This is a genomic window from Pseudomonas sp. MLB6B, assembly GCF_054508135.1.
Window position 1 is genome coordinate 555,599 of record NZ_CP199313.1, and the last position, 24,576, is coordinate 580,174.

Genomic DNA, 24,576 nt, shown 5'->3' on the forward strand with positions numbered 1-24,576 from the left:
CCAAACACAGGGACTGACTTGATGGCTACGACATTGCTGGTCGTCGACGACGACGACGAGATCCGCGAACTGTTGTGCGACTACCTCAGCGACGCCGGCTACCAGGTGCTCGCCGCCGCCAACGGCGACGAGATGCGCCAGCACCTGGCCGCGCACCCCGTGCGCCTGGTGGTGCTCGACCTGATGCTGCCCGGCGAGGATGGCCTGAGCCTGTGTCGGCAGTTGCAGGCCCAGCCGGGGCTGGCGGTGATCATGCTGTCGGCCAAGGGCAGCGCGTTCGATCGCATCATCGGCCTGGAAGTGGGCGCCGACGACTATCTCGGCAAGCCCTTCGAGCCGCGCGAGCTGATCGCCCGCATCAAGGCCGTGCTGCGCCGCCCGCAGCGCCTGGAGGCGCAGGCGCCGGAAACGGTGACCCAGGTGCAGGCCTTCGCCGGCTTCAGCCTCGACCCGGTCAAGCGCGTGCTGACCTGCCCCGACGGCAAGGCCCTGAGCCTGCCGCGCTCCGACTACCGGGTGCTGTGCGAACTGCTCGAGGCGAACAACCGCGTGGTCTCGCGCGACCACCTGACGCGCAGCGCCTTCGGCCGCGACCACTTGCCCGACGACCGCTCGGTGGACATGTGCGTCAGCCGCCTGCGCCAGTACCTGCGCAAGGCGCCAGGCGCGGCGGCGCAGATCCTCACCATCCGCAACGAAGGCTACCTGCTCAGCCTCGAGCGCAGCGGCGCAGGCGCCTGAGGTGCGCCGACTGCGCCGGCTGTGGCCGGGCACGCTGTTCGGCCAACTGCTGCTGATCATGGTCAGCGGCACGCTGCTGGTGCAGTTGATGTCCAGCAGCATCTGGTTCGACGTGCGTTTCGCCCAGGTGCTGGAGGCGCCGGTCCGGCTGATGGCCGCGCGCAGCGCGCCGCTGATCGCCCAGGCGCAGTGCCATGCCGACCCGATCCAGGTGCCGCGCGGCTACCGGCTGCGCTGCACCGAAGCGCCGCCCGAAGTGCCGGTGGACGAGCGCCGTGGGCGACGGCGCATCGAACTACTGCTGCACCAGGCCTTGCGCGTCGAGCTGGGGCACAGCCAGCACGCACGGCTGCTCAAGGTGCGACTGACCGACGAATTGGGCCAGCCACTGGTGTGGCGCAGCCTGTTCGGCCTGCGCACCGCGCAGGCGCATATCCAGTTCGCCGTCCCCCTGGCCGATGGCCATTGGCTGACCATCGACGGTCAGGAGATGCAGGGCTGGAGCGGTGAGTCGGCCTGGGTGCTGATCAGCGACTACGTGCTGCGGGTGTATGCCCTGCGCATCGTCGCGGTGCTGCTGGTGTGCCTGGTGGCGGTGCGCCTGTGCCTGCGCCCGCTGCGGCGCCTGGCCGAGGCCGCACGCGGGCTGGGCGACGACCTGGAGCAGGCGCCGCTGCCGCTGGAGGGGCCGCAGGAAGTGCGCCAGGCCGCGTACGCGTTCAACGTCATGCAGCAGCGGCTGATCGCCATGGTCAACGACAAAGCCTATTTCCTCGCCGCCGTCTCCCACGACCTGCGCACCCCGTTGACGCGCATGCGCCTGCGCCTGGAGCGGCTGCCCGAGGGCACCGACAAGGCGCGCTTGCGGCACAACATCGCGCAGATGGACGACATGATCCAGCAAGTGCTCGATTACCTGCACGCAGGTGAGCGATTGCAGTGGCAGGACGTGGACCTGGACCGTTTGGTCGCACGGCAGTGCGCGGAGCTGGCCAGCGACGCGGAACCCCTCCCCGTCCACGGCCAAGCCGGCCTGGTGCGGGCCGACGTGCTGATGCTGCAACGCTGCCTGCAGAACCTGCTGGGCAATGCCTTGCGCTACGCCAGCCACGTGTCGGTGCGGCTCGAACGCGATGCCGAGGCGGTGTACGTCCATGTCGAGGATCGAGGGCCAGGCATCGCGCCTGAGTTGCTGGCGACCATCGCCGATCCGTTCGTGCGCGGCGAAGCCTCGCGCAGCCAGGCCTTGGGCGGTTACGGACTGGGCCTGAGCATCGTGCAGCGGATTGCGGGCAGCCATGGCGGCGGCTTGCAGGTGGAAAACCGCGCGGGCGGTGGGTTGCGGGTCAGTGTGTGGTTGCCGGTGGCGTAGCGGGCAACGACACACGCCACTGCACTTATCCAAACGCGACACCCTTGTTCAAGTCTCTCCAGGCACCGCCGATAGCCCATTAGCCAACCGCCACTTTCGGGGCCTCACGATGACCTTGATTCCTGTCCGTATCTCGCAGCGCATGACGTTGGCCATCCTGGCCCTGCTGGCCCTCACCGCGGTCGCGATCTTCACGGTGATTACCCTGGGCGGCAAACCCCGATTGCTGGCGGCCGGAACCGAGGCGGCCGAGCAGTCGGCCAAGGCCCTGACCAACGAGTTGGCGCTGCCGCTGAGCCGCATCGAAGGCACCGCCTCGGCCATGGCGCTGCTGGCCCAGACCCTGCCCCACGACGTCGCCCTTTTCCAAAGCAACCTGCCGGGCATCATCGACAGCCAAGGCAATGCGGCCATCGCAGGCGGCGGCATCTGGCCGGAGCCCAACGCCTTCGAGGCGGGTACCGAACGGCGCAGCTTCTTCTGGGCGCGCAACGCCGGCAACGAGCTGATCTTTTCCGACGAGTACAACAATGCCGGTACGCCGCCCTATCAGGCGGAGTCCTGGTACACCGGGGTCAAGGCCACGGCGCCCGGTCGCTGCGTCTGGTCGGATGCCTACCAGGACGCGGTGAGCGGCGTGGCGATGACCACCTGCAGCGTGCCCTACCGCAACGGCGCCGCCTTCGCAGGCGTCGCGACCATCGACCTGAAGCTCGATGGCCTGGCGACCTTCCTCAAGGAAAAAGGCGGCATCACCGACGGCTATGCGTTCGCGGTCGACGCTTCGGGCAACGTGCTGTTCTTTCCCGATGCCAAAGCCGGCAAGGGGCTGCTGACCGTCGCCGCCTTGAGCCAGGAGCAAGACTGGCTCAAACCCGTGGCCGAGCGCCTGGCAGGCCAGTTGCCAACCATCTCGACCTTCAAGCTCGACTACGACGCGCGTTTGGAAACGGCGGCCTACGTCACGCTGGCGACGATGGAAGGCACGGGCTGGCGGATCGGCCTGGTGACACCCGAATCCCGAGTCGTGGGCTTGGCGAACCACCTGACCGCGCAGATCCTGCTGTTCCTGTTGCCGCTGATGGGCATCCTGCTCGGCCTCGCCTGGCTGGCCGGCAAACGGCTGTTGGTGCAGCTCGAAGAAACCACTCGGCAGATCGATACCTTGGGCCAGGGCGGCCAAGCCGGAGCAGGCCTGGAGATCCTGCGCGCCGACGAAATCGGGGCACTGCGCGGCTCGGTCAACCGCTACGCCGGCTCGCTGCGCGACATGCTGCACCGCATCGCCGAAGAAGCCGTCTCCCTGGAGCGCCAGGCCGACGATCTGGCGCAGCTGTCGCACGGCCTGGCCGAGCGCGCGGAAGCGCAACGGCAGGACAACACCCTGCTGGCAGCAGCCATCACGCAAATGTCGGCCAGCGCCAACGAGGTCGCGCACAATACCTCCGATTGCTCCGACACGGCCCAGCGCTCGTTGGGCGAGGCGCAGCACAGCCAGAACCAGGTCAACGCCAACAGCGAGTTCATCGGCGGCCTGGCCACCGACATCTCCGGCGCGGCCGATGCCATCACGCAACTGGGCGCGGACATCGAACGGGTCGGCAGCGTGCTGGAGGTCATCAAGTCCATCTCGCAGCAAACCAACCTGCTGGCCCTGAACGCAGCCATCGAGGCGGCGCGTGCCGGCGAGCAGGGGCGTGGCTTCGCCGTCGTGGCCGACGAAGTCAGAACCTTGGCCGGCCGCACGCAAACCTCTGCCAACGAGATCCAGGAGATGATCGCGCAACTGCGTCAGGCGTCCAGCTCGGCGGTGGCCACGATGCAGAACGGTGCCGAACGCACGCGCTCGTCGGTGCAGCAGGCGGTCGGCGTCGCATCCACTTTGGGGACGACGGTCAAAAGCTTCGACGACATCGTCCAGCGCGCGCAGCAGATCGCCGTGGCGGCCCAGGAGCAGAGCCATGTGACCCATGAGATCAACGAGCTTGCCGTGCGCATCCACGCGTCCAGCGAGCAGGGCGCGCGGGATGCCAACGCATTGCGCGAGCTGGGCAAGGGCATGCAGTCGATTTCGGGTCGGTTGGGTGAGTTGAGTCGTGGGGGCTGACAACTGCTAGGAGCGGCGGCGCTCGATGCCTATTTCGATCAGGCGGGCACGCATCTCGCGGTGGCGGCGGCTGTTAAAGATCAGTAGTGAAACCAGCTGTAGCACCAGGCCGATGCCCAACAATACGAGGAACTGGCCTGAGCCCAGTACGCTCAGGCCCAATAGCAGACCTAAGCCCACGGCGGCGCAATTCACCCACATGCCCCAGCTGTAGCCGCGCACCACTACAAAGTGGCCTAGACACCAGACCAGTGCCCATACCGCACCTAGAATCACGTCGTATTGATCAGCATTAGGTACGCTGCGCCGATAAATGCTGCCCCACAACGCCGTGACGATGGCCATTCCGAATAGTGCGGAGAAATAACCCGCCAGAAATGTAGGGAAGTACCGCCTCATGAATGTAGAAAGCTCAGTAACCTTCATTCCATTTCCTCATAGAGACCTACTGCCACACTCTGTATTTGACTATTGCCGACAAACCCGAACAACGCGCTTACCGAGTCTTTAATCATCGTTTGAGTAGCATGGCTGACTTGCGTGGGGGTATAGCGCTTGGTCAAAGTGCCAGCGGCTTGCGCCAGCTTCAATTGCTTAGCAGTAAGTTCAGGGTACTTGAGGGATAAAAGCTCGTTGGTGAGCGCTTTACGTTGCTGCCGGCTCAAGGTCTTGCCCAGTTCATACCAACTACGACCCGTTTGGGCCTTCAACACCCTCAAGTACTTGATGGTCGTTAACGTCGAAGCGCCGACGCCAAGCAATGACACGCCATCGAGCACCAGCGACGCTGACTGGTACCATGCCTCGCTGTCCAATCTGTCGTTGGCGGCAGGATCGGTGACCTCACGCACGGTGCGTACACCACCGACAATACATTGCACAGTACTGGCGGCGGCTGCAGCGGTACCGATATAGGTAAGTACCAGGCTGGCACCCGCGGAAAAGGGCGCGGCGATGCTACCGCTAACCACGACGATCCAGCCCAATACCGCGCCAGCACAGGCCAATGAGGTGTTCACCGCCTCTTTGATGACCTTTGACTCCCGAGCATTGTTCTGCAATTGCTCGGTGTACTGATCGGGTGTGTGGTACTTATTGATCTCACGCAAAACCACCCGCTTGGGACGAATGCTGCAGATCGGTCGGAATTCGCGCAGGGTGACGATGTTGAACTCGGCATCGATATATACGACGCCTGCACCGACGATGGCTGGGTCGGCATCGATGGCGGCAAACAGCTTTGGCAGATTTATCAGCGACTCGACACGCTGGCGCGCACCAAATCGCGTAAAGGTATTCAGTGAATCAGGTAGCAAGCCGTTCACAGAAGATGTCCTTGCAAGGTTCCAGCCAGCGCCATGCGCCGACCATAGGCCCGGTGAGAGCAGACCGATCCGCCCTCACCGCAGGATGTGCGCCGCCCGAAAGCGGCGCGGCGCATCCGCCCTTACACGTTCGGGCAAGGCACCGGAGCCCAGTCGCCGACATCGGCGCTGCGGCACATGCCTTCGACCTTGCTCTGGCCGGCCTTGGCCACGGCAGTGGCCTGGGCTTTCTTGGCGCTGGCCTGCTGCAGGGTCTTCTCGGTGTTCACCGCCTCTTTCGGCACAGCCTTGGCCTTGGCCGTGGTGGCCTTGTTGGTCTTGGCAACCTGGGCCACGTCGGTGCGTTGCACGCCGACCTGCTTGAGGTCCTGCTCGTAGGCCTGAGTGTAGTTGTTCAGGTCTTCGCCGACCCGACCATTGACGGCTGCCAGCAGGTTGTTCGACTCCTGCAGGCCCGAGACGATCTCGGCCAGGCGCTTGCGGCCTTCGGCGGCGTCGATGCGATTGGCCTTGCGGCCCTGGATCAGGTTGGTGAACTCGCGCTGGTAGCAGGTTTGCGAAGCCTGAGCGTAGGCACTGGTGCGGTCCAGGTCGGCGCTGCTCTTATCGATGTCCGTGGCGTACGAAGCGATACGCTGCTTGTCGTCGCTAATCTGCTTCTGACGCTCGGTGTAGTAACCCGCCGCACCACCGGCCAACGCGCCACCGGCGGCGCCGATGGCGGCATTGCGGCCACGGTTGTCCTTGTCGGTCAACGCGCCGGCCAGCGCACCGCCGACGGCACCGAGCATGGCGCCGGTGGCGACCGACTTGGTCAGGTCGCCATCGGTGGAGCGCAGGTGCTGCACCGGCTCGTAGCAGCTGGGGTAGTACTCGACCTTGGTGGTGGCGCCGACCTTGTCGGCGGCCGACGTGGCGCAGCCCGACAGCAACACGGTGCTGAAGCCAGCAGCCAGCAGCAGTGCGCTGCGGGCGTGAGTGACGTTGAACAGCGGGTTACGGGTGAAAAGCATGGTCAGTTCTCTCTTGGGTTTTAGATGCCCGGCCAGCCTCATGCCGACCGGTGTTCCTTTCAATGACACGGTCCCTGCACGTCAGCGCGTGGCCGACGCCAACAGCTCCTTGAGCACCGTCGCTGGGTCCGCGCGACGGTTCTGCCGGTACTCGCCCACGTGCTTGACGAACAGCGTCGCGCGCGCGGTCAGGCTCTTGCCCAGTACCGGGTTGCGGGCCAATTCCGCCTTGACCCGCTGGAACTGCGCCTGGATCACGGCATCGGTGTAGCGTGTGCCGCTGGCCAGGTTGTCGATGTAGATCGCGACGGCGCCGTTGAGTGCCGTCTGCCCATTGCTCATGGCCAGGCCGAACATGCGTGCGGTGGGCTGGTCGCCGGCGGCACGGGCGTCGGCCTGGCTCTTGCGCATGTTGCTCAGGCGGATGTTGTAGTTGTTGATGGTTTCGGCCACCAGGGCGGCCGACTGGATCAGGTTGCCGGCGGCGTCCTCGCGCTGGCGGGCGATCAGCGACACGGTGCGTTTGAGCTCTTCGTTGACTACGCCCAGCTCGGCCTGCAAGCGCGGGTCGGTGGTGGCGGCGATGATGCTGTCCAGGCGCTGGGTGGGGTCGTCGGCGGCCTGGATGTCGTCGGTCAGGTTGGCCAGCCGGCCTTCCTTCTGCCACTGCGCGAACAGCTCCGGGTAACGCGAGCGCGGCGCCGACAGCGCGCCGATGGCGACGCGGAAACCGGTGGTGGCGTTGTGCTGCTCGCTGCCGTCGGCGGCGAACAACGGGTACTCGCGGCGCATGCCGGTGAACAGCGTGCCCTCGCCTTCGAGGTAGTTGCCGCCCTTGACCACGAAACCGCCGTAGGCGCCCTGGCGACGCCCGGCATGCACCAGCTGGAACGACTCCTGGACCATTTCGGCGGCGTTGCCGATGACGTCGAACAGCCCCAGCGGGTTGGGCTGACGCGTGCCGATCGGCATCAGCCGCGCAGCCTGGCCGCTACCGCCGGCCACTTGGTTGAACACTGCCCAGTCGGCCAGCGGCCCGTCGCTGTCGCTGCCCTCGAGCCTGCGCGGGAACAGCCGCCCTTCCAGGTCCTGGCGGCTGACCGCCGAACCGCCGCGGGCGGCGAACTCCCACTCCACTTCGGTGGGCAGGCGGACGAAGCCGATGCCGCCCTCCTCGGCGTTCTGCCCGCGCCCGCTGACCGGCAGCAGGTCGCGGTGGTGCCTGAGCAGCCAAGCGCTGTACACCGCCGAGAAACGCTCGGCCTCGAAGCGCGACAGGTCGACCTTGGGCAAGCGCCCGGCCATGCCGCCGTCGGCCTCGCAGACCGGGGCCGGCGCGCCGCTGGCCAGCGACTGCGCCTGGCTCATGACCTGGGCGTACTGGCGGGCAGTCACTTCGTACTTGCCGATGAAGTACATCATCGGCTTGAGCGGGCTGCCGGCCTCCAGGCTCGGCAAGCTGGCGCCGATGCGCTTGCGCCACTGCGGCGCCAGGTCGTCGAGGCTGAACTGGCCGTTGATGAAGTCGCGCCGGTAGCCGGAAATGAACGACTGCTTGTAGCCAGGCTCGCCTTCGCTGAACGGGTAGCCCAAGTTGACTTCACGGTCGTCCAGGCTGCCTTCGGCCAAGACGTAGACGTGACGGAACACCATCTGCCCGCCACACGGCAGCGGCAGGCTGATGTCGTCGGCCAGGGGCTTGGGGTTGTCGAGCTTTTCACCATCCACGGCCGGCGCCGCGGCGCCGGGCGCTGCCGTCGAAGCCGACGGCGTGACGGCCGCAGCCTTGACCTTCGGCGCCTGGGCCTCGTCGCCCGGCGAGCAGGCGCTCAAACCCAAGGCGGTGAACAGCAGGGCCATGGCCCGCAAACGGCATTCAGACATCTCGGATTCCTTGCGAAGGGTCTATACGCGCCACGCGCCAGCCGCCCAGGACCGCAGCGCAGGCGCTGGCGCCGAGCACGGCGGCCAGGGCGATGGCGTAATGCACAGGCAACAGGCGGCTGGCGTATTCGCCCGGTGCCTGCACGAACAGGTGGTTCAAGCCGCGCTCGGCCAGGGCGTAGAGCAGCGACGCCACGCCCGCCGCCAACAGGCCGCTGTACAGCGCCTGCGCCACCACGAACAGCAGCAGCGCTGCGGTGCCCAGCCCCAGCAGGCGCAGCACCGCCAACTCACGGCGCTTGCGCTGCACCGCCGCCACCGCGCCGGCCGCCACTGCCGCCACGGCACCGGCCACGGCCAGGGCGGCCACCAGCCAGAACACCAGGTCGAGGTTGCGGCTGAGCGACTGCACCTGGGCGATCTGCGCGGCCTGGGTCGAAACCAGCAACTGGCGAGCGGCGAACCACTGGCGCAGCGGCTCGACGTCGTCGAGCTGGCGCGCATACAGACGAAACGCCGGGTACACCCGCGGCGCATCGGCGGCCTGGTCCTGCCCCGGCCAGCCGAGAGCCGGCACGGCGCGCCCGTCGCGGTAGTCTTCGACCGCTTCGAGCAGCGCCAGGGGCGCGAACAGCGCGTCGCGCTCGAAGGCGCTCAGGGGCAGCACCGCCTGCACCTGCAAGGTCAGCGCCTGCCACTGCACCTCGCCATTGCGCTGGCGGCCGAAGCTGGCGCGCAGGGCGGTCCCGGCCTGGGCACCCAGGGTTTGCGCGGCGGTGAAGCTGAGCACCACTTGGTGCAGCTCAGTGGGCGCGGTCAGGCCCTGCAACAGCGGATCGCCCTTGGCGGTGGGCAGCATTTCGGCGGTTACTCCGCGCTTGGCCCCCGGCACCAGCAAATCGGCGGTGGCGGCGATCTGCCGGGTACGCGCGATGGCGAAAGCCACCTCACGGCGCTCGGCGAGCCGGGCGACGAACTCGGCGTCGAAGCGGCCACCGCCCAAGGGAATGATTTCGCGCACCGAGGGCTCGCGCTGCAAACGTTCGGTGAGGCTGCCGACCAGCCCGAACTTGAGCCCGAACAGCACCAGCAGCGGCGCGACCACCGCCACCAAGGCCAGCACCTGACAAGCCGACAGACGTGCTTCGCGGCGGTAGTCCTGCCAGGCCAGGCCGGCGATCAGCCCCAAGCGCCTCACGGCACCGGCTCCAGGCGCGCGGTGACGCCACCGTCGGCATCGCGCTCGCAGCCGATGCGCACCACCGTCAGCCCCGCTTCGCGCATCAAAGCTTCGTCGTGGCTGGCGACCACGCAGGCGATGCCCTGCGCACGCACTTGGCGCAGCAGCAGGTGCATGACCCGCTGGGCGTTGACCGGGTCCAGCGCCGCGGTCGGTTCGTCGGCCAGCAGCAGCTGTGGCCCGTGGGCCAAGGCGCGGGCGCAGCCGACGCGCTGGCGCTGCCCGACCGATAACGTGTCGGGGTAGCGCCCCAGCAGCCCGTGGATGTCCAGGTCCTGGGCCAGCCGTTCGACGCCGCCGTCGGCAGGCAATCCCGACAGGCGCCGCGGCAGTGCGATGTTGCCGCGCACATCGAGAAACCCGAGCAGCCCGCCCGCTTGCAGCACGTAGCCGATGTGGCGGCTGCGCAGTTGCGTCAGCCGGTCGCGCCGGCCCTGCCGCCAGTGCGCCGCCACGTCGTACGCGGCGCCTGCCGGGGCGAAATCGAAGGTCGCCGCCGTGTCGGGCGCAAGGGTCAGGGCCAGCAGGTCGAGCAAGGTGCTCTTGCCGCAGCCACTGGGGCCGACAATGGCCAACGCCTGGCCTGCGCCCAGGTGCAACCGCTCGACCTGCAAGGTGAAGCGCTGCTCGCCGTCGCCGCGACGCTTGCCCAACTGGCGCACGGCGATCATGGCAAGGTCGACAGCGGTACACGGTACAGGGCATCGCCCGGTGCCGCGTTACCGAAACGGACCCAGTTGCCGAGGTCGTTGTGGAAGGTTTCGTACAGACGGATCTTCGAGTCGAGCTCGTCGATGAAGTCTTCCTGTTCGGCCACCGACAGCGACAGCCACAGCTCCTGGGTCATGCTCAACGACTTGCTACGGTACGGCAGGCCCTCCAGGTACTCGCCCAACACGCCGCTGGCGGCCAGGTTGGCGCCTTTTTTCAGGGCGCCGGGGTCGCGGCTCATATAGGCGCTGGCGCTGGCGATTTCGTTGAAGAAGTCGCCGGGCGAGCTGCGCGTCTTGCGCGCCGCGTCGACGATCAGCTTGAGCGACTGCTGCAGGTCGTTGAGTTGCAGCTTGGTCAGCATCACGCACACTTGCAGGGCCGGCAGCGCCGGGTTGCTCAGGTCGCGGTCGGCGGTCCAGGCGCTGACCAGTTGCGGCGCCTGGCTGGCATGCTGGCGACCGAGAAAATCCATGTGCATGGCATAGCCAATGGCCTGGGTCTTGGCCGCCAGGCTTGGCGCGGCACCCAGTCGCGGCGCGGCTTGCGCCTGGCGCTCGCGCACTTGGTGGGCCAGTTCGGCGAAGGTCGAGCCGATCTCGCGCACGCGCTCGCCGAACTGCGTCACGTCGCCCCCAGGCACCGACACGTAGAGGTCGCCGATCTGCGGGTTGGCGTCGGCGGTCAGCACCCGGTACTGGGTTTCCGCGCTGGCATGGTTGTTGGCGCCGGCCGGGGTGCGCAGGTGCAGGGCATAGACCTTGATCTGCTTGCTCAGTGCCGCTTGGCGCACTTCGGCTTCATTCATGTGCGTGCTGCTGAACGGGTCGCTCTTGCGCAGCGCCCCGGCATCGCTGACTAGCAGCACGATGCGCCCGCCATAGCCGGACCAGTCCATGCCCTCGACGGCCTGCATGACGCCGGCGAAGGCGTCTTCGTTGAAGGACTGGCTGGACACCGTGGTGGCCTTGACCGCACTTGCCGCGCGCAGAAAGCGCGCCGGGTCGCGGCCCTGCTCAAGGCTTACCAGGGTCTTGCTCAGGTATTCCAGGCCCGGTGTGCGCTCGACGCTGTTGCGAAAGCCCACCAGGCCGAAGCTGACGTTGTCCAGCTCGCCACGGGCGGCCAGTTGCCCTTGCAGCTCGCTGACCACCTGGCGGACCCGGTCGATGTAGGGCTGCATCGACACCGAAGTGTCGACCACCAGGACGATGCCGGTGCGGAAGGCGTTGTCGCCGGCCGGTGTGGCGCCGGCAGCGTTCGCCGTGGCAGCCGGCGCGGTTTGGCGCGGGCCGCTGGTGGCGCTGCCGGGGTCGATCGAGGCGATGTTGAGCAACTGCACCGGCTGGCCGTTGGCGTCGAAGCTCTCGCGGAAGTCGAAAATCGGCATCAGGTAGAACTGGCTGGCCGCCACCGCGCTGGCCACAGGCTCCAAGGCCATGACCTCGGGCACTTGCTCGGGCGTGCTTTGCGCCTTGGCCAGCACCGCCTCGGCCTGCTGCGGCGCGTCGAGCAGGCGCTGCACGTCGTCGGCCTGGCGCAGGAACATCGATGGCGCGCGCCCGGAGCGCTCGGTGAAAGTCAGCACCAGGCTCTGCTTCCAGTCGCTCAGCCGGTCGGCGGCGATCCAGCCTTCGCGCTGCCCGTCGCTGGCCGCGCCCACCTGCACCCAGGGCTGGCCGTCGACGGTCTTGCGCTGGTAGACGTACAGCACGGAAAACGCCGGCACGCGGCTGCCGTCGCTGGCACCGGGCTCCTTGACCAGACGCGCGTCGGGCTTGCTCAGCACGCGCTGGAACAGGGTTTTCTTGCCGGGCATCAGCAAGGGGCGGTCGCCTTCGGCATTGGCGTCGGCCAAGGGCGCGACGGTGCTCTGGGCGGGCTGGGCGTCGGCTCGTGGCGCGGGTTCGGACGTGTCGCGCAGCAGCCAGTAGCCGCCGGCGGCCAGGCCCAGCGCGGCGGCGATGGCCAGCCCCAGCAGCGCCTTGCGCGCAGGCTTGGGCGCGGGGCTGGCAGGTGCGGCGCCGGGCGGCGGAGGGGTGTGCCAGCCGGACGGACTGGGCTTGCCCACCTCGGACGCGAGGGATGCGGACTTGTGCGTGGCCGGCGCATTGGCGGCCGGCCCAGACGGCGTGGCCGCGGCCGGCTTGTCCAGGCTGTATGCGGGCGTCACCGGCGCAGCCGCATCGGCCCGGGCCGGGTTCACGGCCATACCCGCCGAAGCTGCCGCCACCTGCGGCGCCAGGCCTTCCGGCGTCAATGGCGTTAGCGCTTCGTGGGCGGTCAACGGGCGGAACACCGTGGCGCCATCATCCTGCACCGGCAGACGGTCGAGCGCCGCCAGCAAGGCGGCGGCATCGCTGAAGCGTTCGTCGGGCGACTTGGCCAGCAGGCGGCTGAGGATAGGTTGGTAACGGCCATGACGCACGGGCAGCTCGGGCAGCGGCTCGGTCAGGTGCGCCAGCGCGGTGGACAAGGCGTCCACGCCGGCATAGGGCAGCTCTCCGGCCAGCAGTTCGTAGAGCACCACCCCCAACGCATAGAGGTCGGCGCGGCCGTCGATGTCCAGGCCCCGGGCCTGCTCGGGGCTCATGTAGCTCGGCGTGCCGACGGCGAAGCCGGCCTGGGTGAATTGGGTGCGGTCGTCCAGCGACTTGGCGATGCCGAAGTCCGACAGCACTGCCGTGCCGTCGGCGCGGAACAGGATGTTGGCCGGCTTGACGTCGCGGTGCACCAGCCCTTCGCTGTGGGCATAGCCCAGCGCCTGGGCGATCTGGCGCACGTACAGCAGCCCTTCTTCGGGGGCCAGGCCGGCGTCCAGACGCTCCTTGAGCGTGCCGTTGGGCAGGAACTCCATGGCCATGTAATACAAATCGCCGACGTTGCCGATGTCGTGGATGGTGGCGATGTGCGGGTGGGACAGGCGCGCCAGGGTGCGGCCCTCGCGCAGGAAACGCTCGCAGAAGGTCGGGTCCTGGGCAAGGCTCGCCGCCATGACCTTGAGCGCTACCTTGCGCTGCAAGGAACGCTGGGTCGCCAGGTACACGCTGGCCATGGCGCCTTGGCCGATCTCGCCCTCGATGTCGAAGCCGGGGATGTGCATGGCGGGGGTCATCGGCCGGTGCCTGCCTTGATCACGATGGCGGTGATGTTGTCGGGCGCGCCGCGCGTCAGGCCCAGGTGCACCAGGCTGCGCACCACCTGGTAAGGGTCGGGGTGGCCGAGCACGCCGGCGATCTCGTCGTCTGCGGCGGTGCGGGTCAGGCCGTCGCTGCACAGCAGATAGGTGTCGTCGCGCTCGATGTGCAGTTCCACGCTCTGCAACTCCAACCGCTCCTGCACGCCGATGGCGCGGGTGATGATGTTGCCGCGCGGGTGCTCGCGGGCCTCGGCCTCGCTCAGCAGGCCGCTGTCCTGCAATTCCTGCACGTAGCTGTGGTCGTGGGTCAGGCGCTGCAAACGGCCATCGCGCAGGCGGTACAGGCGGCTGTCGCCGGCCCACAGGGCCACACCCTGATCGCCCTGGACGCTCAGCACCACCACGGTGCTGCCCATCATGCGCACGCCGCGGCGCAGGGTTTCGGCGCGTACCGCACGGTTGACCTGGGCCAGGCTGTCGCGCAGCGCCTGCGCGCGCGCGGGCAGGTCGTGCCCGGCGGGCAGGTGGCGCAGGCTGTCGACGGTCAGGCTGCTGACGTAGTCGCCCGCCGCGTGTCCGCCCATGCCGTCGGCCACCGCCCACAGGCCCTCGGCGGTCAGCTCCAGGCAGGCGTCTTCGTTGATCTGGCGGACCATGCCGGTGTGGCTGTAGCTGGCCGCGGTGTACTGCAAAGCGGTCATGTGCACGCTGCCTCTTTACCCAGGATGAACCCGGCGAAATCTTCGCTGCGCGGCAACCCCGCGCAACGCATCAACCCCGGCGCGATGCGCGCCGAGCCTTGCCCCCACCACAGGCTCATGCCGACGCAGGCGGCGTCGGCCAGGGCCAGGGTGCGCGCCTGCGGCCGCTCGGCCGGCAGCCGTTCGAGGCCGCCCGGTACCGTCTGCGCGGCGATGCGCGCCGGCACGTCGAACCCGCCCAGGGCATCCACCGCCGCGAGGAAGGCTTCGAAGCCCGCGTCGGCTTCGAGGCTGGCGAGCAACAGGGCCTCGGCCCGCTCGAACCAGTCGTCGTGGCCTCCGACCACGGCGGCCAACGAGGCCTGCGGCGCCAGCGACTGCGCCACGGTCAGGGGAAAGTAGCGCCCTACTCGGTCGATGCTCGGCATCACCACGCCCACCATCGCCTGCGGCCCACACACGCCAGGCGCCAGGGCGAAACGCCACAAGGGGCTGACCAAGTAGGCCTCCAGCCAGGCTTCGCCCAACTGGCGGCGGCAGGTCTGTAGCCCAGCGGCCAACCACTGGTCCCAGGGTTCGATGAAGCTCGCACCCAGGCCGCGGCTGACGAAATCGCCGCGGCAGGCCAGCTTGCCGTAGAAACCGACTTCGCTCACAAACGCTCCGGCAGGCTGAAGCCGTTCAGCACGCGAGCGCGGAACGGGTTGAAGGCGCTGCTCGCACGCAGCTCGTAGGACACGCTCAGGCCGTCGACCCGCAAGCGCAGGTTGAAGCGCTCAGGGGAGCCGGCGCCGACCAGGTCGGACTGCTCCAGCAAGCGGAACCAGGCCCATGGCCCTTCCAAGGTCTTGCCCGAGCGGCCGCTGGCCGCCGGCGGCGTGATCGACAGGCGCACCACGCCGATACCGTTGTTGTTCGGCCACTGCACCGCGACCGGCCGGCTGGGGCCATGGTCGTAGCTGACCTGCTGGCCGTCGAGGTCGAGCAGGAATTGGGTGATGGACGCATCCATGGCCACCGGCTTGAGTTCGAAGCGCACCAGCGGCTGGGTGCTGCCGGTGTTGCGGAAGAACGCGTCGCGGATGTTCGCCGCACGCTGGAAGGTGCCCAGCACGTTGGCGTTGATGCCCAGCTTCTGCGCCGCACCCGGCTGCCAGCTCCACGGCGAGGTGCTGGTGTTGACATAGGGTTGCAGGTACTTGCGGAAGTAGTTGTCCATCACCCCGCCAACCCCGAAGAACAGGCCGAAGTCCTCCAGGGTGGCGTCCTGGCTGCTGCCGGGCGCCAGCGGATAACGGCCGCCCAGCGACTGCCGGTAGACGTTGACCACCTCGCTCTTCCAGGCCGCGTTGAGCTGGTTGCGCACGCCGCCCATGACCACCGCGTTGGTCGAGCCGACCACCGAGCCGACCATGTCCTGGACCACTTGCGGCTGCCGCGCCGCGCCCAGCGAGACGCGCTGCGCCGCGGCCTGGGCCTGGTTCTTGGCCTCGCCCAGCAGCGCGTCGCCGCTGGCGCCGACCATGGCGCTGACCTGCACGTACAAGGCGTTGAGGTCGGTGAGCAGGCCGTCGATGGGCACCGCCCCGCCTTCGCCGCCCTCGACCAGTGCCGCCAGCGGCGCGAAGTGTTCGGTGACCGGGTCGCGTGGCGCCACCCGAGCCGGCGCATCGGCAGCCGGTGCATCGCCGAGCAGACCGCCCAGGCGCTGGCGCAACTGATCGACCCCAGCTTCCTCGACCTTGGCCTTGGCTTTGTCGAGGGTGTCAGGCTGTTGCAGGTTGGTTTCCACGGCCACCGTCTGCAACAGCTTCTTCAGCGGCGAGGCCGGGCCGGAGAGCACGCGCAGCACGTCGGCGGCCTGCCCGACGCTGGTCACCGGCACCACGTCGAGGTCGGCCAGCAGGGCGTCCCACTGGCGGATGTAGTCCTGGAAGTACAGTTGGCGCACGTCGTCGGCCAGGCGCTTGGCATCGCCGGCGTCGTTGATCTCGCGGCCCAGCACCCAGCGCTCTTCGGCCAGGGTGGCGCTCTGCGCCAGGCTGGCGGCGAGAAACGCCTGGCGGTAGCCCTTGACCGTGAACAGCCCCGGCAGCGGCTCGCCCAGAGGCTTGCCGCTCTTGTGCCGCAGCACCAGAGCAGCATCGCGCCCGGCCGCTTCGCTCAGGCGCACATCGCTCACCCCAGGCGGCAACGGCTGGCGCTTGACCCGGTCGTATACGCGCTGGGCCACCGGCAGTTGCTGCAACTGCCGGCGCACGTCGTCGATCAGGTGCTGGTCGAGCCGGGCATTGGGCGGACGCCGCTCGAACAGCGCGTCGAGGTGCCGTTGCAGGTCCTGGCGTTGCTCGGGGGCCAGATCGCGCGGCAAGGCGCGCTCCCAGTCCAGCAGCACCCAGGCCTTGATGAAGTCGGCGTCGTAGTGGTCGCCGTCGGCGAGCATCAGGTAGGCCTTGAGGCCTTCGTAGAGGTAGTCGGACGACTGCGCGCCGTACAGCTGCTCTTCGATACGCGTCACCAGACGCGGCGCGAACACCGCGATCAGCAGCTTGCGGTAGACACTGGCCGACTCGCTTTCGAGCATGTCGCCCTGGTACAGGCCCAGCCCCTCGGCCCAGGCCGGCGGATCGTCGGCCAGGTGGCGCACGGCGTTGAGCAGCGGCAACACGTCGAGCACGCTGCGCTGCGCCGGGCTCAAGGCTTGCACGCTCTGCCCCACGGGTTGCAGGCGCTGTTCGACCTGGGCGATGTAGGCCTGGTTGGCGCGGTAGCTCAAGGCCCACAAAGTGCCGACCACCAACACCAGCAGCACGCTCAGGGCCAGCGCGCCACGGGTCAGCCAACGCCGTCTGCGCTCGACTTTGGGGTTGCTGCCGGCAAGGCCGCGCTCGGCGAAGGCGACGTCGCTGAACAGGCGCTGGATGAAATAGCTGCGTCCGCTGCCGCTCTGGCGCGCCAGTTGCGCGCGGTCCAGGCCCATGCTCTGCGCCATGCTGCCGATCAGCCGGTCGATGGGGCTGCCTTCCTGGGTGCCGCTGGTGAAGTACACACCGCGCAGCAGCGCGCGGGTTTCGAAGGCGTTGGGTTTGAACACGCCGTCGAGGAAGCTTTCCAGGCTGCCGCGCAAAGCCGCGAACTGCTGGGCGAAGCCGTACACCAGATCACGTCGGCTGGGGTCGCGCTCGTGCTGCAAGCGCTCGACCAGGCGCTGGTTGAGGCGTTGTTCGAGCAATGCGAACTCGCCGGCGAACCGCCCCAACGGGCCTTCGCCCTGCCCGTCGTCGTCGAGGGCAAAGGTCATGCCCCAGACCTGGGCGCGCTCTTCCTTGCCCAAGTTGTCGAAGAACTCCATGAAGCCGGGCACCAGATCGAGCTTGGTCAGCATCAGGTAGATGGGGAAGCGCACGCCCAGCCGTTCGTAAAGCTCTTGGATGCGGGCGCGGATCGCCGCGGCATGGGCGGCGCGTTCGGCTTCGCTGGCCAACAGCAAGTCGGAGAGGCTGATGGCGATGAACGCGCCGTCGATGGGCCGGCGCGAGCGCTGTTGGCGCAGCAGGTCGAGAAAGCCCAGCCAGGCCGCCTTGTCGACTTGGGCATGGCTGTCCTGGGTGGTGTAGCGCCCGGCGGTGTCGAGCAGTACGGCCTGGTCGGTGAACCACCAGTCGCAGTTGCGGGTGCCGCCCACGCCGCGAATGGCGCCTTCGCCCAGTTGCGCAGCTAGGGGAAAATGCAGCCCGGAATTGACCAACGCGGTGGTCTTGCCCGAGCCAGGTGGGCCGATGATCACGTACCACGGCAGCTCGTACAGGTTGCGCCGCTCGTCGCCGCCCAGGCGTGCTTTCTTCAGCAGCGCCAGGGCCTCGTCCATGCGCTGGCGCAGGCTGCTCAGCTCTTGGGCGGTGGCCACGCTGGCAGGGTCCGGCGGGGTCTCGGCGGCCAGGCTCTGCAATACCTTGGCCGCCTGTCGCCGGGCCTTGACGATGGTGTAGGCGCGCCAGGCCAGCCAGACGGCGAACAGCAGGCCGATCAGCGTCCAGCGCGCTGCAGGGCTGGCCAGCACATCGAACAGCGGGCCGACGAACCAGATGATCAGGCTCAGCGCCACCAAGCCCAGCAGAGGCACGATCCAACGCACCACGAATCCAAGCAACGCCTTCACTCCACACCCTCCGCCAGAACAGTGATTTCGACCCGGCGGTTCTTCGCCCGCCCTTGCGCGGTAGCGTTGGAGGCCAAAGGTTCGGTGTCGCTCAAACCCTTCGCGGTGAAGCGTTCGGGCTGCCCGGTACGCGCGGCGAGCATGGCCCGCACCTCTTCGGCGCGGGCCTGGGACAGTGCCCAGTTGGATGGGAAGCGCAGTGTGGCGATCGGCTGGTTGTCGCTGTGCCCGGTGATGCGCACGTCGCCTTTGACCTTATCCACCGCAGCGGCGATGCGTGTCAGCAAGGCCTGGTAGTCGCTTTTGATGCTGGCGCTGGCGCTGGCGAAGAGTTCGTCGCCACGGATGGTCACCACCGAGCGGTCGACCGCGTCTTCCACGGCCACCCGTCCGGCCTTGATGTCCTCGGCCAGGAAGCCCGCCAGGCGCGGCCGTTCGATCGGCTTGGGCTGGGTCACCGGGCGGTCCATGGCCTGAACCGGGATCTCGCCCAAGGCGTGGATGCCGCGGAACACCGGCTCCGCGTCGGAGGCCAGCATCAGGCGTAGACCGAGCAGTGCCAGCAGCAGCACGGCCAGGGCGATGGCCAGTGCGACCCAGGCCGGCACGAACTGCGCCAGCCGGTCGCGTTTGGCCACCACGCCGCGCCAATGCGGCGACAGCTCGCGCTCGGCCTCGCCGCGGGCACCGCGGATCGCCGCTGCGGTGCGCTCGCGCAGGGCGTCGAGCTGGGCGCGGCCACCGGGCATGACCCGGTAACGGCCTTCGAAGCCGAGGCTGGTGCACAGGTAGAGCAATTCGAGCAGGTTGAGCCGTTCGCGCGGGCTTTGCAGGCAGTGTTCGAGCAACTGGAACACCTTTTCGCCGCCCCAGGCTTCGTTGTGCACAGTGATCAGCAGGCTCTGCTTGCCCCAGTCGCTGCTGCTGCCCCAAGGCGTGCTCAGCACTGCCTCGTCGAGCGCGGTGCACAGTGCATAGCGCGCCAGCAGCACTTCGTTGCGCGGCACCCCGGCCGCTTCGGCGCGGGCTTCGAACTCCCGCAGGTAGGCCAGCAACTGCGCGCGCAGGCTGGCCGGGGCCGGATGGGCCAGGGTGTTGCGCAACCGCGTGAGCAGGCTCAGCAGCGGGCCGGCTGCCTGCTCCAGCGGGTTGAGGCCCTGGCCCTGGCCGGGCGCCAGGGGCTCGCCGGGCATGCTCAAGGGCGCGGCCGGCGCGGCACTGGCCGGTTGCGGCGCACGGCCACCGGGGCGCGGCATGAACTGGGTGCGGTCGTTGCCGCTCGGCTCGTCGGGCTGCATCGGTGCTTATCCTCGGATGGCCCAGAAGGCCAGGCTCAAACCAGGGAAATCGCCTGCCACGTAGAAGGCGAAGCCGCCGCTGTTCTGCAGCATCTGCCAATGCTCGCTGCCACGGTCGAGTTCGAAGTAGGTGGAGCCGGCGTGGAACGGAATCTGCCGCGGCGCCACCGGCAGCGGCAGCAGGCCGATGCCAGGCAGCTGCAGGTTGACCAGGTCGCGGATGCTTTCCACCGCACCGATCTTGCTCTGCTGGCCGAAGCGACTGCGCAGGGTCTCGCTGGGCACGTCGGCGCGCACCACGAGGATGAAGCTGGCGCTGTCGAGCAGGCTGCGGTCGGCCAGCATCGCTACGTGGATACCGTAGGCCTTCTCGACGATGGGGATGGCCACGGCCTTGCTGTCGATCAGCATCGACAGGGCTTCGCGTAGCGCAGCCATGACCGGTGTGAAGGTGGCCAGCAGGTCGTCGTGCTGATACATCGGGAAGCTGTCCGGGCGCCGCGCATCGCGGGTGAAGGTGGCGAACTCGCCGGCCAGCGCCAGCAGTTCGCTGTACAGCCGCTCCGGGTGCACCGGGCTCAACTGGTTGAGGTGCTCGAGCAGTGGCTGGGCGCGGTTGACCAGCTGCAGCAGCATGAAGTCGGCGATTTCCGAGGCGCCGCCGTTGGCCGAGGCCACCACGCGGCCGGCCAGGGCCTCGCCGCGCTGGTGCAGCAAGCCCAGCAGCTCGCTGCGAAAGCCTGACAACTGGGCGTTAGCGGCCACGTCGAGCAACGGCGGGATGTAGCGCTCGTCGAGCACCAGGGCACGGTCGGCGCGGCGTTCGCGGATGCGCACCACGCCGAGCGCGGCGTGGTCGCTCAGGCCGTCTTCCTCGCGCAGCAGCCGCAGGGCGCGGCTGCCCAGGGCTAGGGCGGCGCGGTTTTCGAACGGTGCGTTGTCGTCGCGCACTTCGCTGACGCGGCTGACATAACGCGCACCTTCCATCGGCTCGCCGGCTTCGACGGTGTCGCGCGCGCCGGCGCGCTTGAGCGCCAGGCCCAGGTACACCACGCCGTCGCGCAGGTCTTCGGGAATCTCCAGGGGCGGCGGCGGCAGGTCGTCGCGGGGGATGTCGAAAGGCGTGCCGTCGGGCAGCAGGCCGCGGGCGCTGAGGATGGCCAGCTTGCCCTGGCTCAGCAGCCCCTGGTCGACGAGCAGCTCGGAAAAGCCCCAGGCCGCTGCCTGCAAAGGCCGGCTGCGGGCATCGACGAGGTTCTCCAGGTAGCGGTCCTGCTGCTGGAAATGCTGGGTGGTGACGAACATGCCTTCCGACCAGACGACACGATTGTTCCAGGACATGAGAGCTCCGATGGCCTAACGGGCAGGCGCAGGTTGGGGGGCGGCTTCGGCACTGCGCACGGCGCGCACATCGAGGCTGATCTGATAGTCGCGAGGCGGCACGGGCAAGACGCTGCGCCATTGGGCGCGGTCGATCTCCCGGTAGCCCACCACCAGCCCGACCTGGCGCGTGGCCGGGTCCAGCGGGCGGTGCAGGTGCAGTTGCTGGCCGGGACGCAGCAGCACTTCGTCCTGGTCGATGAGGTCGGCGCCCAGGGTGGCCTGAGCGCGTTCGGCCAGGGCGAAATAGTCGGCGCGCTCGAAGGCGGCGGCGTTCTTCAGCTCGAACAGGCGCACGCGCACCGGGGCCGCTTCGCCGCCAGCGCCGGGATTGAGCCCGGCGGCGGCGCTGAAGTACAGGCTCATCTCAGGCGCGGCGGGCGCCGCCACCTCGGCGGGCGGGGCGTCCTTGCTGCACGCGGCGAGCAGCGACAGGGCCGCAATGGCGGCCCAGCGGGTGAGGTGCATCTTGGTGGCGGTCACGGGGTGGGGGATCATCCTGATCGGTGGGCTCGTTCAATCGCGCGCCGGGCGAGTGGCATGGGCTTCGTAGGCGCGACTGAATTCGCGGCCGAACAAATCGTGGAAATCGTCTTCGGCTTCACGGGACATCTGCCCGTACAGCGCGGTGAACTGCTGCCAGCAGTGGGCCTGGCGCGAGCCACCGAACACCTTGGCCAGGCCCGAGGCCGGGGCCAGGCGTGCTTCCAGCTGGCCTGGCTCGAAGCGCGCCAGCAGGTGCTCGATGGCTGCCTGCATGCCGGCCATGACCGCGAGTTGGTGGGCGCGCAGGTCGTCGAAACTGTCGCGCACCGCCTGGTCCGGGGCCATGAACGCAGCATTGCCGTGCCGCAACAGCAACAGCAGCGCCTCGTCGGCGTTGGGGGCGAACTTCAGCGGGTTGTTCTGCACCGGGGCGATGCTGGTCTGTTGCAGGCGGAACTCGCCTTTCAGGCTGCTGCGCGCGCGCAGCACGTCGATCAGGCCTTCGACCATCAGCCGGTAGCTGCGGCCCAGCGCCTCCATCTGCGCCTGGGCCTGGGCGGCGTCGATGCGCAGGTGCTCGATGCCTGCGCCGCGCAGGAAGGCGGTGAGCAGGTCGTCAGGATGGGCGGTGGCCGGCGCGGCCGGTGCGGAAGCCGGCTGCGGATGCGGATGCGGATGCGACACGGCGACTGGCGCTGGCTCGGGCTGTGGAATCGATACATCGACCGGCGCTGGCTCGGGCGGCGCTTCAGAGAAGGACGGCGGCTGTGGCATAGGTGCCGTCCACGGCTCGGGGGCAGCGACGGCCGATGCGAGCGGCGTGGCGACGTCAGGCGGCGCGATGTCGGGTTCGGGCGCTGGTGCAACATCGAGCGCGGTTGCGGGTATGACGGGCGCAGCGGCAGGTGCCAGCGCATCCCAGTCTGCCGGAATCAAACCAAGCGGGCCGGGCGCAGCGGCGACAGGGGCCGGCGGCTCGGCGATAGGTGCAGGTGCAGGTGCAGGAATCGGCGTGGGTGGCCGGAAATCGTGCTGCTGGGCCGGCACGTGATCGGGCTGGCTGGGCGCAGGCACGCTGGAGGGACCGAGGAAATCGAACAGGTCAGGCAAGGTCTGGTGGCTGCGGGCGCCTGCCGCGAACGCGGCGGTGGGCGTCGCAGCCGCACTGACCTGGTTGGCCATGAGTGCCTCGAAACTCGCCGGCTCGGCCTGCCCGGGCAGCGCCCTGGCCGGGGCTGAATCGATTCTGGCCTGTATCTCGTAATCACCGATACGAATAACTTCACCGTGCTGCAACGGCTCGCTGTTTCCGCGTCGCAATTTGACGCCGGCGTTTACCAGCTCGCTGCCGTTGGTGCTGTCGTCGGTCAAGTAGTAACGCCCGTCGCGGTATTGAATGGTGCAATGCCGCGAGGACACTAAACGCTCCGGGTCGGGCAAAACCCAATCGTTCTCTGCATTTCTGCCGATGGTGATCGCACCCTCACCCACCGTAAACTCCGAGGCTTGCCCCGGGGTTATCTTGTGGTAACTGGTGATGGTAAGGCAAAGTGCCATCGCGCCTCCTGCGTATGGTTCGATCGTCGCCCGCGCCCGCTTGCGCCTTGGCCTCGGAGCCGCACGAATACTCGATCAAGACATTGAACATTTTACAAAACGACAACTTATGCCGTTTCGTACGGGTCTCGAAAGTGATTCTCCAGCGTGTTCTTTGATGCCTGTTACAAGTATTTCCGAGCTTTTAACGCGGCGTCGGGCCGCGCTAGCTTACCTTGACAGCATTTACGAAATAAACCATAAATGCGCAACTTCGTAATCGCTCAGTGATATCACGGTGATATCAACCAGTTTTTAATTAACAGGCTTGTGCGTTCGCTCACAAAACAGCCTGGCGTTTCAATAAACCTTCATCACGAACTGACAAGGACGGCGTTCTTCGGTGAATAACTCGCAGCTCTTGGCGCCTGTTTCCGATGACTTCCCGTGCGGAACAGACCTCGAATACGACGCACAATTCCTTCAGCTCGAACGGGATGCGCAAGGCCGCCCTGAACGCGTCATGGGCGATGCCGTGCAACCTGCCGAACCGCCCGACTGGCGTCAGATCGAGCAGGCCTGCCAGGCGCTGCTCGAACGCAGCAAAGACCTGCGCATCACCCACTTCCTGACCCAAGCGCGTCTGGCCCTGCATGGCGTACCGGGCCTGGCCGCCAGCCTGGAACTGATCCGCGCGCTGCTCGCCGACTATTGGCTGCACCTGCACCCGCAGCTCGACGCCGACGACGGCAACGACCCCACCGTGCGCATCAACGCGTTGGCCGGCCTGACCAGCGACAACACCCTGAGCCTGCTGCGCGACGCCGTGCTGGCCCGTTCGCGCACCTTCGGCCAGGTCAGCTTGCGTGGTGCCGTGCAGGCCGCCGGTTTCCAGGCCGGGGCGCAAGCGCCCCTGAGCGTCGAAGAGCTGAGCGCTGCCCTGCGCGACACCGACCCGGCCCTGCTGGCGCAGACCCACGATGCACTGGACACGGCCCTGAACGCCTGCGAAGCCATCGCGCGAGGGGTCAACGAGCAGGTCGGTTCGGCCAGCGGCGTCGACCTCACCCCGCTCAGCCAGTTGCTGCGCCAAGGCCGCCAGGTGCTGCTCGACTACGCCAACCTCGACGCGACCGGCCCCGACAACTCTCCGGCCGACGCCCAAGCGGCCGACGCGCCTGGCGCCGATGCCCCAGCCGGCGCGGTAGCTGCCCGCACCGCAGCCCGTGCCGGCGAGATCAACAGCCGCCAGGACGTGCGCGCCAGCCTCGACAAGTTGCTGCAGTACTACGCCCGCCACGAACCCTCGAGCCCGCTGCCGGTGCTGTTGCGCCGCGCGCAGAACCTGGTGGATGCCGATTTCGCCACCATCGTGCGCGACCTGATCCCCGATGGCCTGTCGCAGTTCGAGAACCTTCGCGGCCCCGAGCCCGACTAATCCCAGCCCATCCCATTGCGTAACGCCCGCACCCACACCACACCGC

The 24,576-nt window shown here is 68.1% G+C and carries 17 protein-coding genes and 2 pseudogenes; 5 read left to right on the forward strand and 14 right to left on the reverse strand.

Translation table 11 applies throughout. The features are described from left to right. Positions 1-21 precede the first annotated feature (21 nt). The 4 genes and pseudogenes from ACSMEV_RS02330 to ACSMEV_RS02345 all read left to right on the forward strand — a co-directional run. Positions 22-741: a response regulator gene (locus ACSMEV_RS02330; RefSeq protein ID WP_459207091.1), complete on the forward strand. Its 720-nt coding sequence runs from the start codon at positions 22-24 to the stop codon at positions 739-741. A 1-nt stretch (position 742) separates the two neighbouring features. Then, positions 743-2,113 carry an ATP-binding protein gene (locus ACSMEV_RS02335; protein WP_459207092.1) on the forward strand — a complete coding sequence of 457 codons (1,371 nt, stop codon included), beginning with the start codon at positions 743-745 and terminating at the stop codon, positions 2,111-2,113. 322 nt (positions 2,114-2,435) lie between these two features. Next, positions 2,436-3,104: pseudogene (locus ACSMEV_RS02340) on the forward strand (PDC sensor domain-containing protein); the annotation flags it as partial. 525 nt (positions 3,105-3,629) lie between these two features. Further along, positions 3,630-4,220, forward strand: a pseudogene (locus tag ACSMEV_RS02345) (methyl-accepting chemotaxis protein); the annotation flags it as partial. A gap of 6 nt (positions 4,221-4,226) precedes the next feature. On the opposite strand, the gene ACSMEV_RS02350 reads toward ACSMEV_RS02345, so the two are convergent. From ACSMEV_RS02350 to tagH, 14 genes are all read right to left on the reverse strand, one after another. Then, entirely contained in the window at positions 4,227-4,646 is a 420-nt protein-coding gene (locus tag ACSMEV_RS02350) for a hypothetical protein (RefSeq protein ID WP_459207093.1), read from the reverse strand. Then, positions 4,643-5,545 carry an NAD synthetase gene (locus ACSMEV_RS02355; protein ID WP_459207094.1) on the reverse strand — a complete coding sequence of 301 codons (903 nt, stop codon included), beginning with the start codon at positions 5,543-5,545 and terminating at the stop codon, positions 4,643-4,645. Before ACSMEV_RS02355 ends, ACSMEV_RS02350 begins: the two co-directional genes overlap by 4 nt. A gap of 122 nt (positions 5,546-5,667) precedes the next feature. Then, complete coding sequence (gene tagQ, locus ACSMEV_RS02360; RefSeq protein WP_459207095.1) at positions 5,668-6,558, reverse strand: type VI secretion system-associated lipoprotein TagQ; 891 nt, start codon at positions 6,556-6,558, stop codon at positions 5,668-5,670. An 81-nt stretch (positions 6,559-6,639) separates the two neighbouring features. Then, positions 6,640-8,442: a formylglycine-generating enzyme family protein gene (locus ACSMEV_RS02365; protein WP_459207096.1), complete on the reverse strand. Its 1,803-nt coding sequence runs from the start codon at positions 8,440-8,442 to the stop codon at positions 6,640-6,642. Further along, positions 8,435-9,640: an FtsX-like permease family protein gene (locus ACSMEV_RS02370; protein WP_459207097.1), complete on the reverse strand. Its 1,206-nt coding sequence runs from the start codon at positions 9,638-9,640 to the stop codon at positions 8,435-8,437. The genes ACSMEV_RS02365 and ACSMEV_RS02370 overlap by 8 nt, the downstream gene beginning before the upstream one ends. Beyond that, complete coding sequence (locus ACSMEV_RS02375) at positions 9,637-10,353, reverse strand: ABC transporter ATP-binding protein (RefSeq protein WP_459207098.1); 717 nt, start codon at positions 10,351-10,353, stop codon at positions 9,637-9,639. Before ACSMEV_RS02375 ends, ACSMEV_RS02370 begins: the two co-directional genes overlap by 4 nt. Then, positions 10,350-13,508 carry a serine/threonine-protein kinase gene (locus ACSMEV_RS02380; RefSeq protein ID WP_459207099.1) on the reverse strand — a complete coding sequence of 1,053 codons (3,159 nt, stop codon included), beginning with the start codon at positions 13,506-13,508 and terminating at the stop codon, positions 10,350-10,352. The genes ACSMEV_RS02375 and ACSMEV_RS02380 overlap by 4 nt, the downstream gene beginning before the upstream one ends. Continuing rightward, positions 13,505-14,233, reverse strand: coding sequence for a PP2C family protein-serine/threonine phosphatase (locus tag ACSMEV_RS02385; RefSeq protein ID WP_459207100.1), 729 nt, complete (start codon positions 14,231-14,233; stop codon positions 13,505-13,507). Before ACSMEV_RS02385 ends, ACSMEV_RS02380 begins: the two co-directional genes overlap by 4 nt. Then, positions 14,230-14,889: a type VI secretion system-associated protein TagF gene (gene tagF, locus ACSMEV_RS02390; RefSeq protein WP_459207101.1), complete on the reverse strand. Its 660-nt coding sequence runs from the start codon at positions 14,887-14,889 to the stop codon at positions 14,230-14,232. Before tagF ends, ACSMEV_RS02385 begins: the two co-directional genes overlap by 4 nt. After that, positions 14,886-18,392 carry a type VI secretion system membrane subunit TssM gene (gene tssM, locus ACSMEV_RS02395; RefSeq protein ID WP_459207102.1) on the reverse strand — a complete coding sequence of 1,169 codons (3,507 nt, stop codon included), beginning with the start codon at positions 18,390-18,392 and terminating at the stop codon, positions 14,886-14,888. The genes tagF and tssM overlap by 4 nt, the downstream gene beginning before the upstream one ends. After that, positions 18,389-19,690, reverse strand: a complete 1,302-nt coding sequence (locus ACSMEV_RS02400; RefSeq protein WP_459207103.1) for a DotU family type VI secretion system protein — start codon at positions 19,688-19,690, stop codon at positions 18,389-18,391. The genes tssM and ACSMEV_RS02400 overlap by 4 nt, the downstream gene beginning before the upstream one ends. 6 nt (positions 19,691-19,696) lie before the next feature. Further along, a complete protein-coding gene (gene tssK / locus ACSMEV_RS02405) occupies positions 19,697-21,031 on the reverse strand; it encodes a type VI secretion system baseplate subunit TssK (RefSeq protein WP_459207104.1) in 1,335 nt (444 codons plus the stop codon). 15 nt (positions 21,032-21,046) lie between these two features. Beyond that, positions 21,047-21,538, reverse strand: coding sequence for a type VI secretion system lipoprotein TssJ (gene tssJ, locus ACSMEV_RS02410; RefSeq protein WP_459208280.1), 492 nt, complete (start codon positions 21,536-21,538; stop codon positions 21,047-21,049). A 48-nt stretch (positions 21,539-21,586) separates the two neighbouring features. Further along, positions 21,587-23,113 carry a type VI secretion system-associated FHA domain protein TagH gene (gene tagH / locus ACSMEV_RS02415; RefSeq protein WP_459207105.1) on the reverse strand — a complete coding sequence of 509 codons (1,527 nt, stop codon included), beginning with the start codon at positions 23,111-23,113 and terminating at the stop codon, positions 21,587-21,589. Positions 23,114-23,495: 382 nt separating this feature from the next. On the opposite strand from tagH, the gene tssA reads away from it, so the two are divergent. Then, positions 23,496-24,530: a type VI secretion system protein TssA gene (gene tssA / locus ACSMEV_RS02420; protein ID WP_459207106.1), complete on the forward strand. Its 1,035-nt coding sequence runs from the start codon at positions 23,496-23,498 to the stop codon at positions 24,528-24,530. Positions 24,531-24,576: the final 46 nt, after the last annotated feature.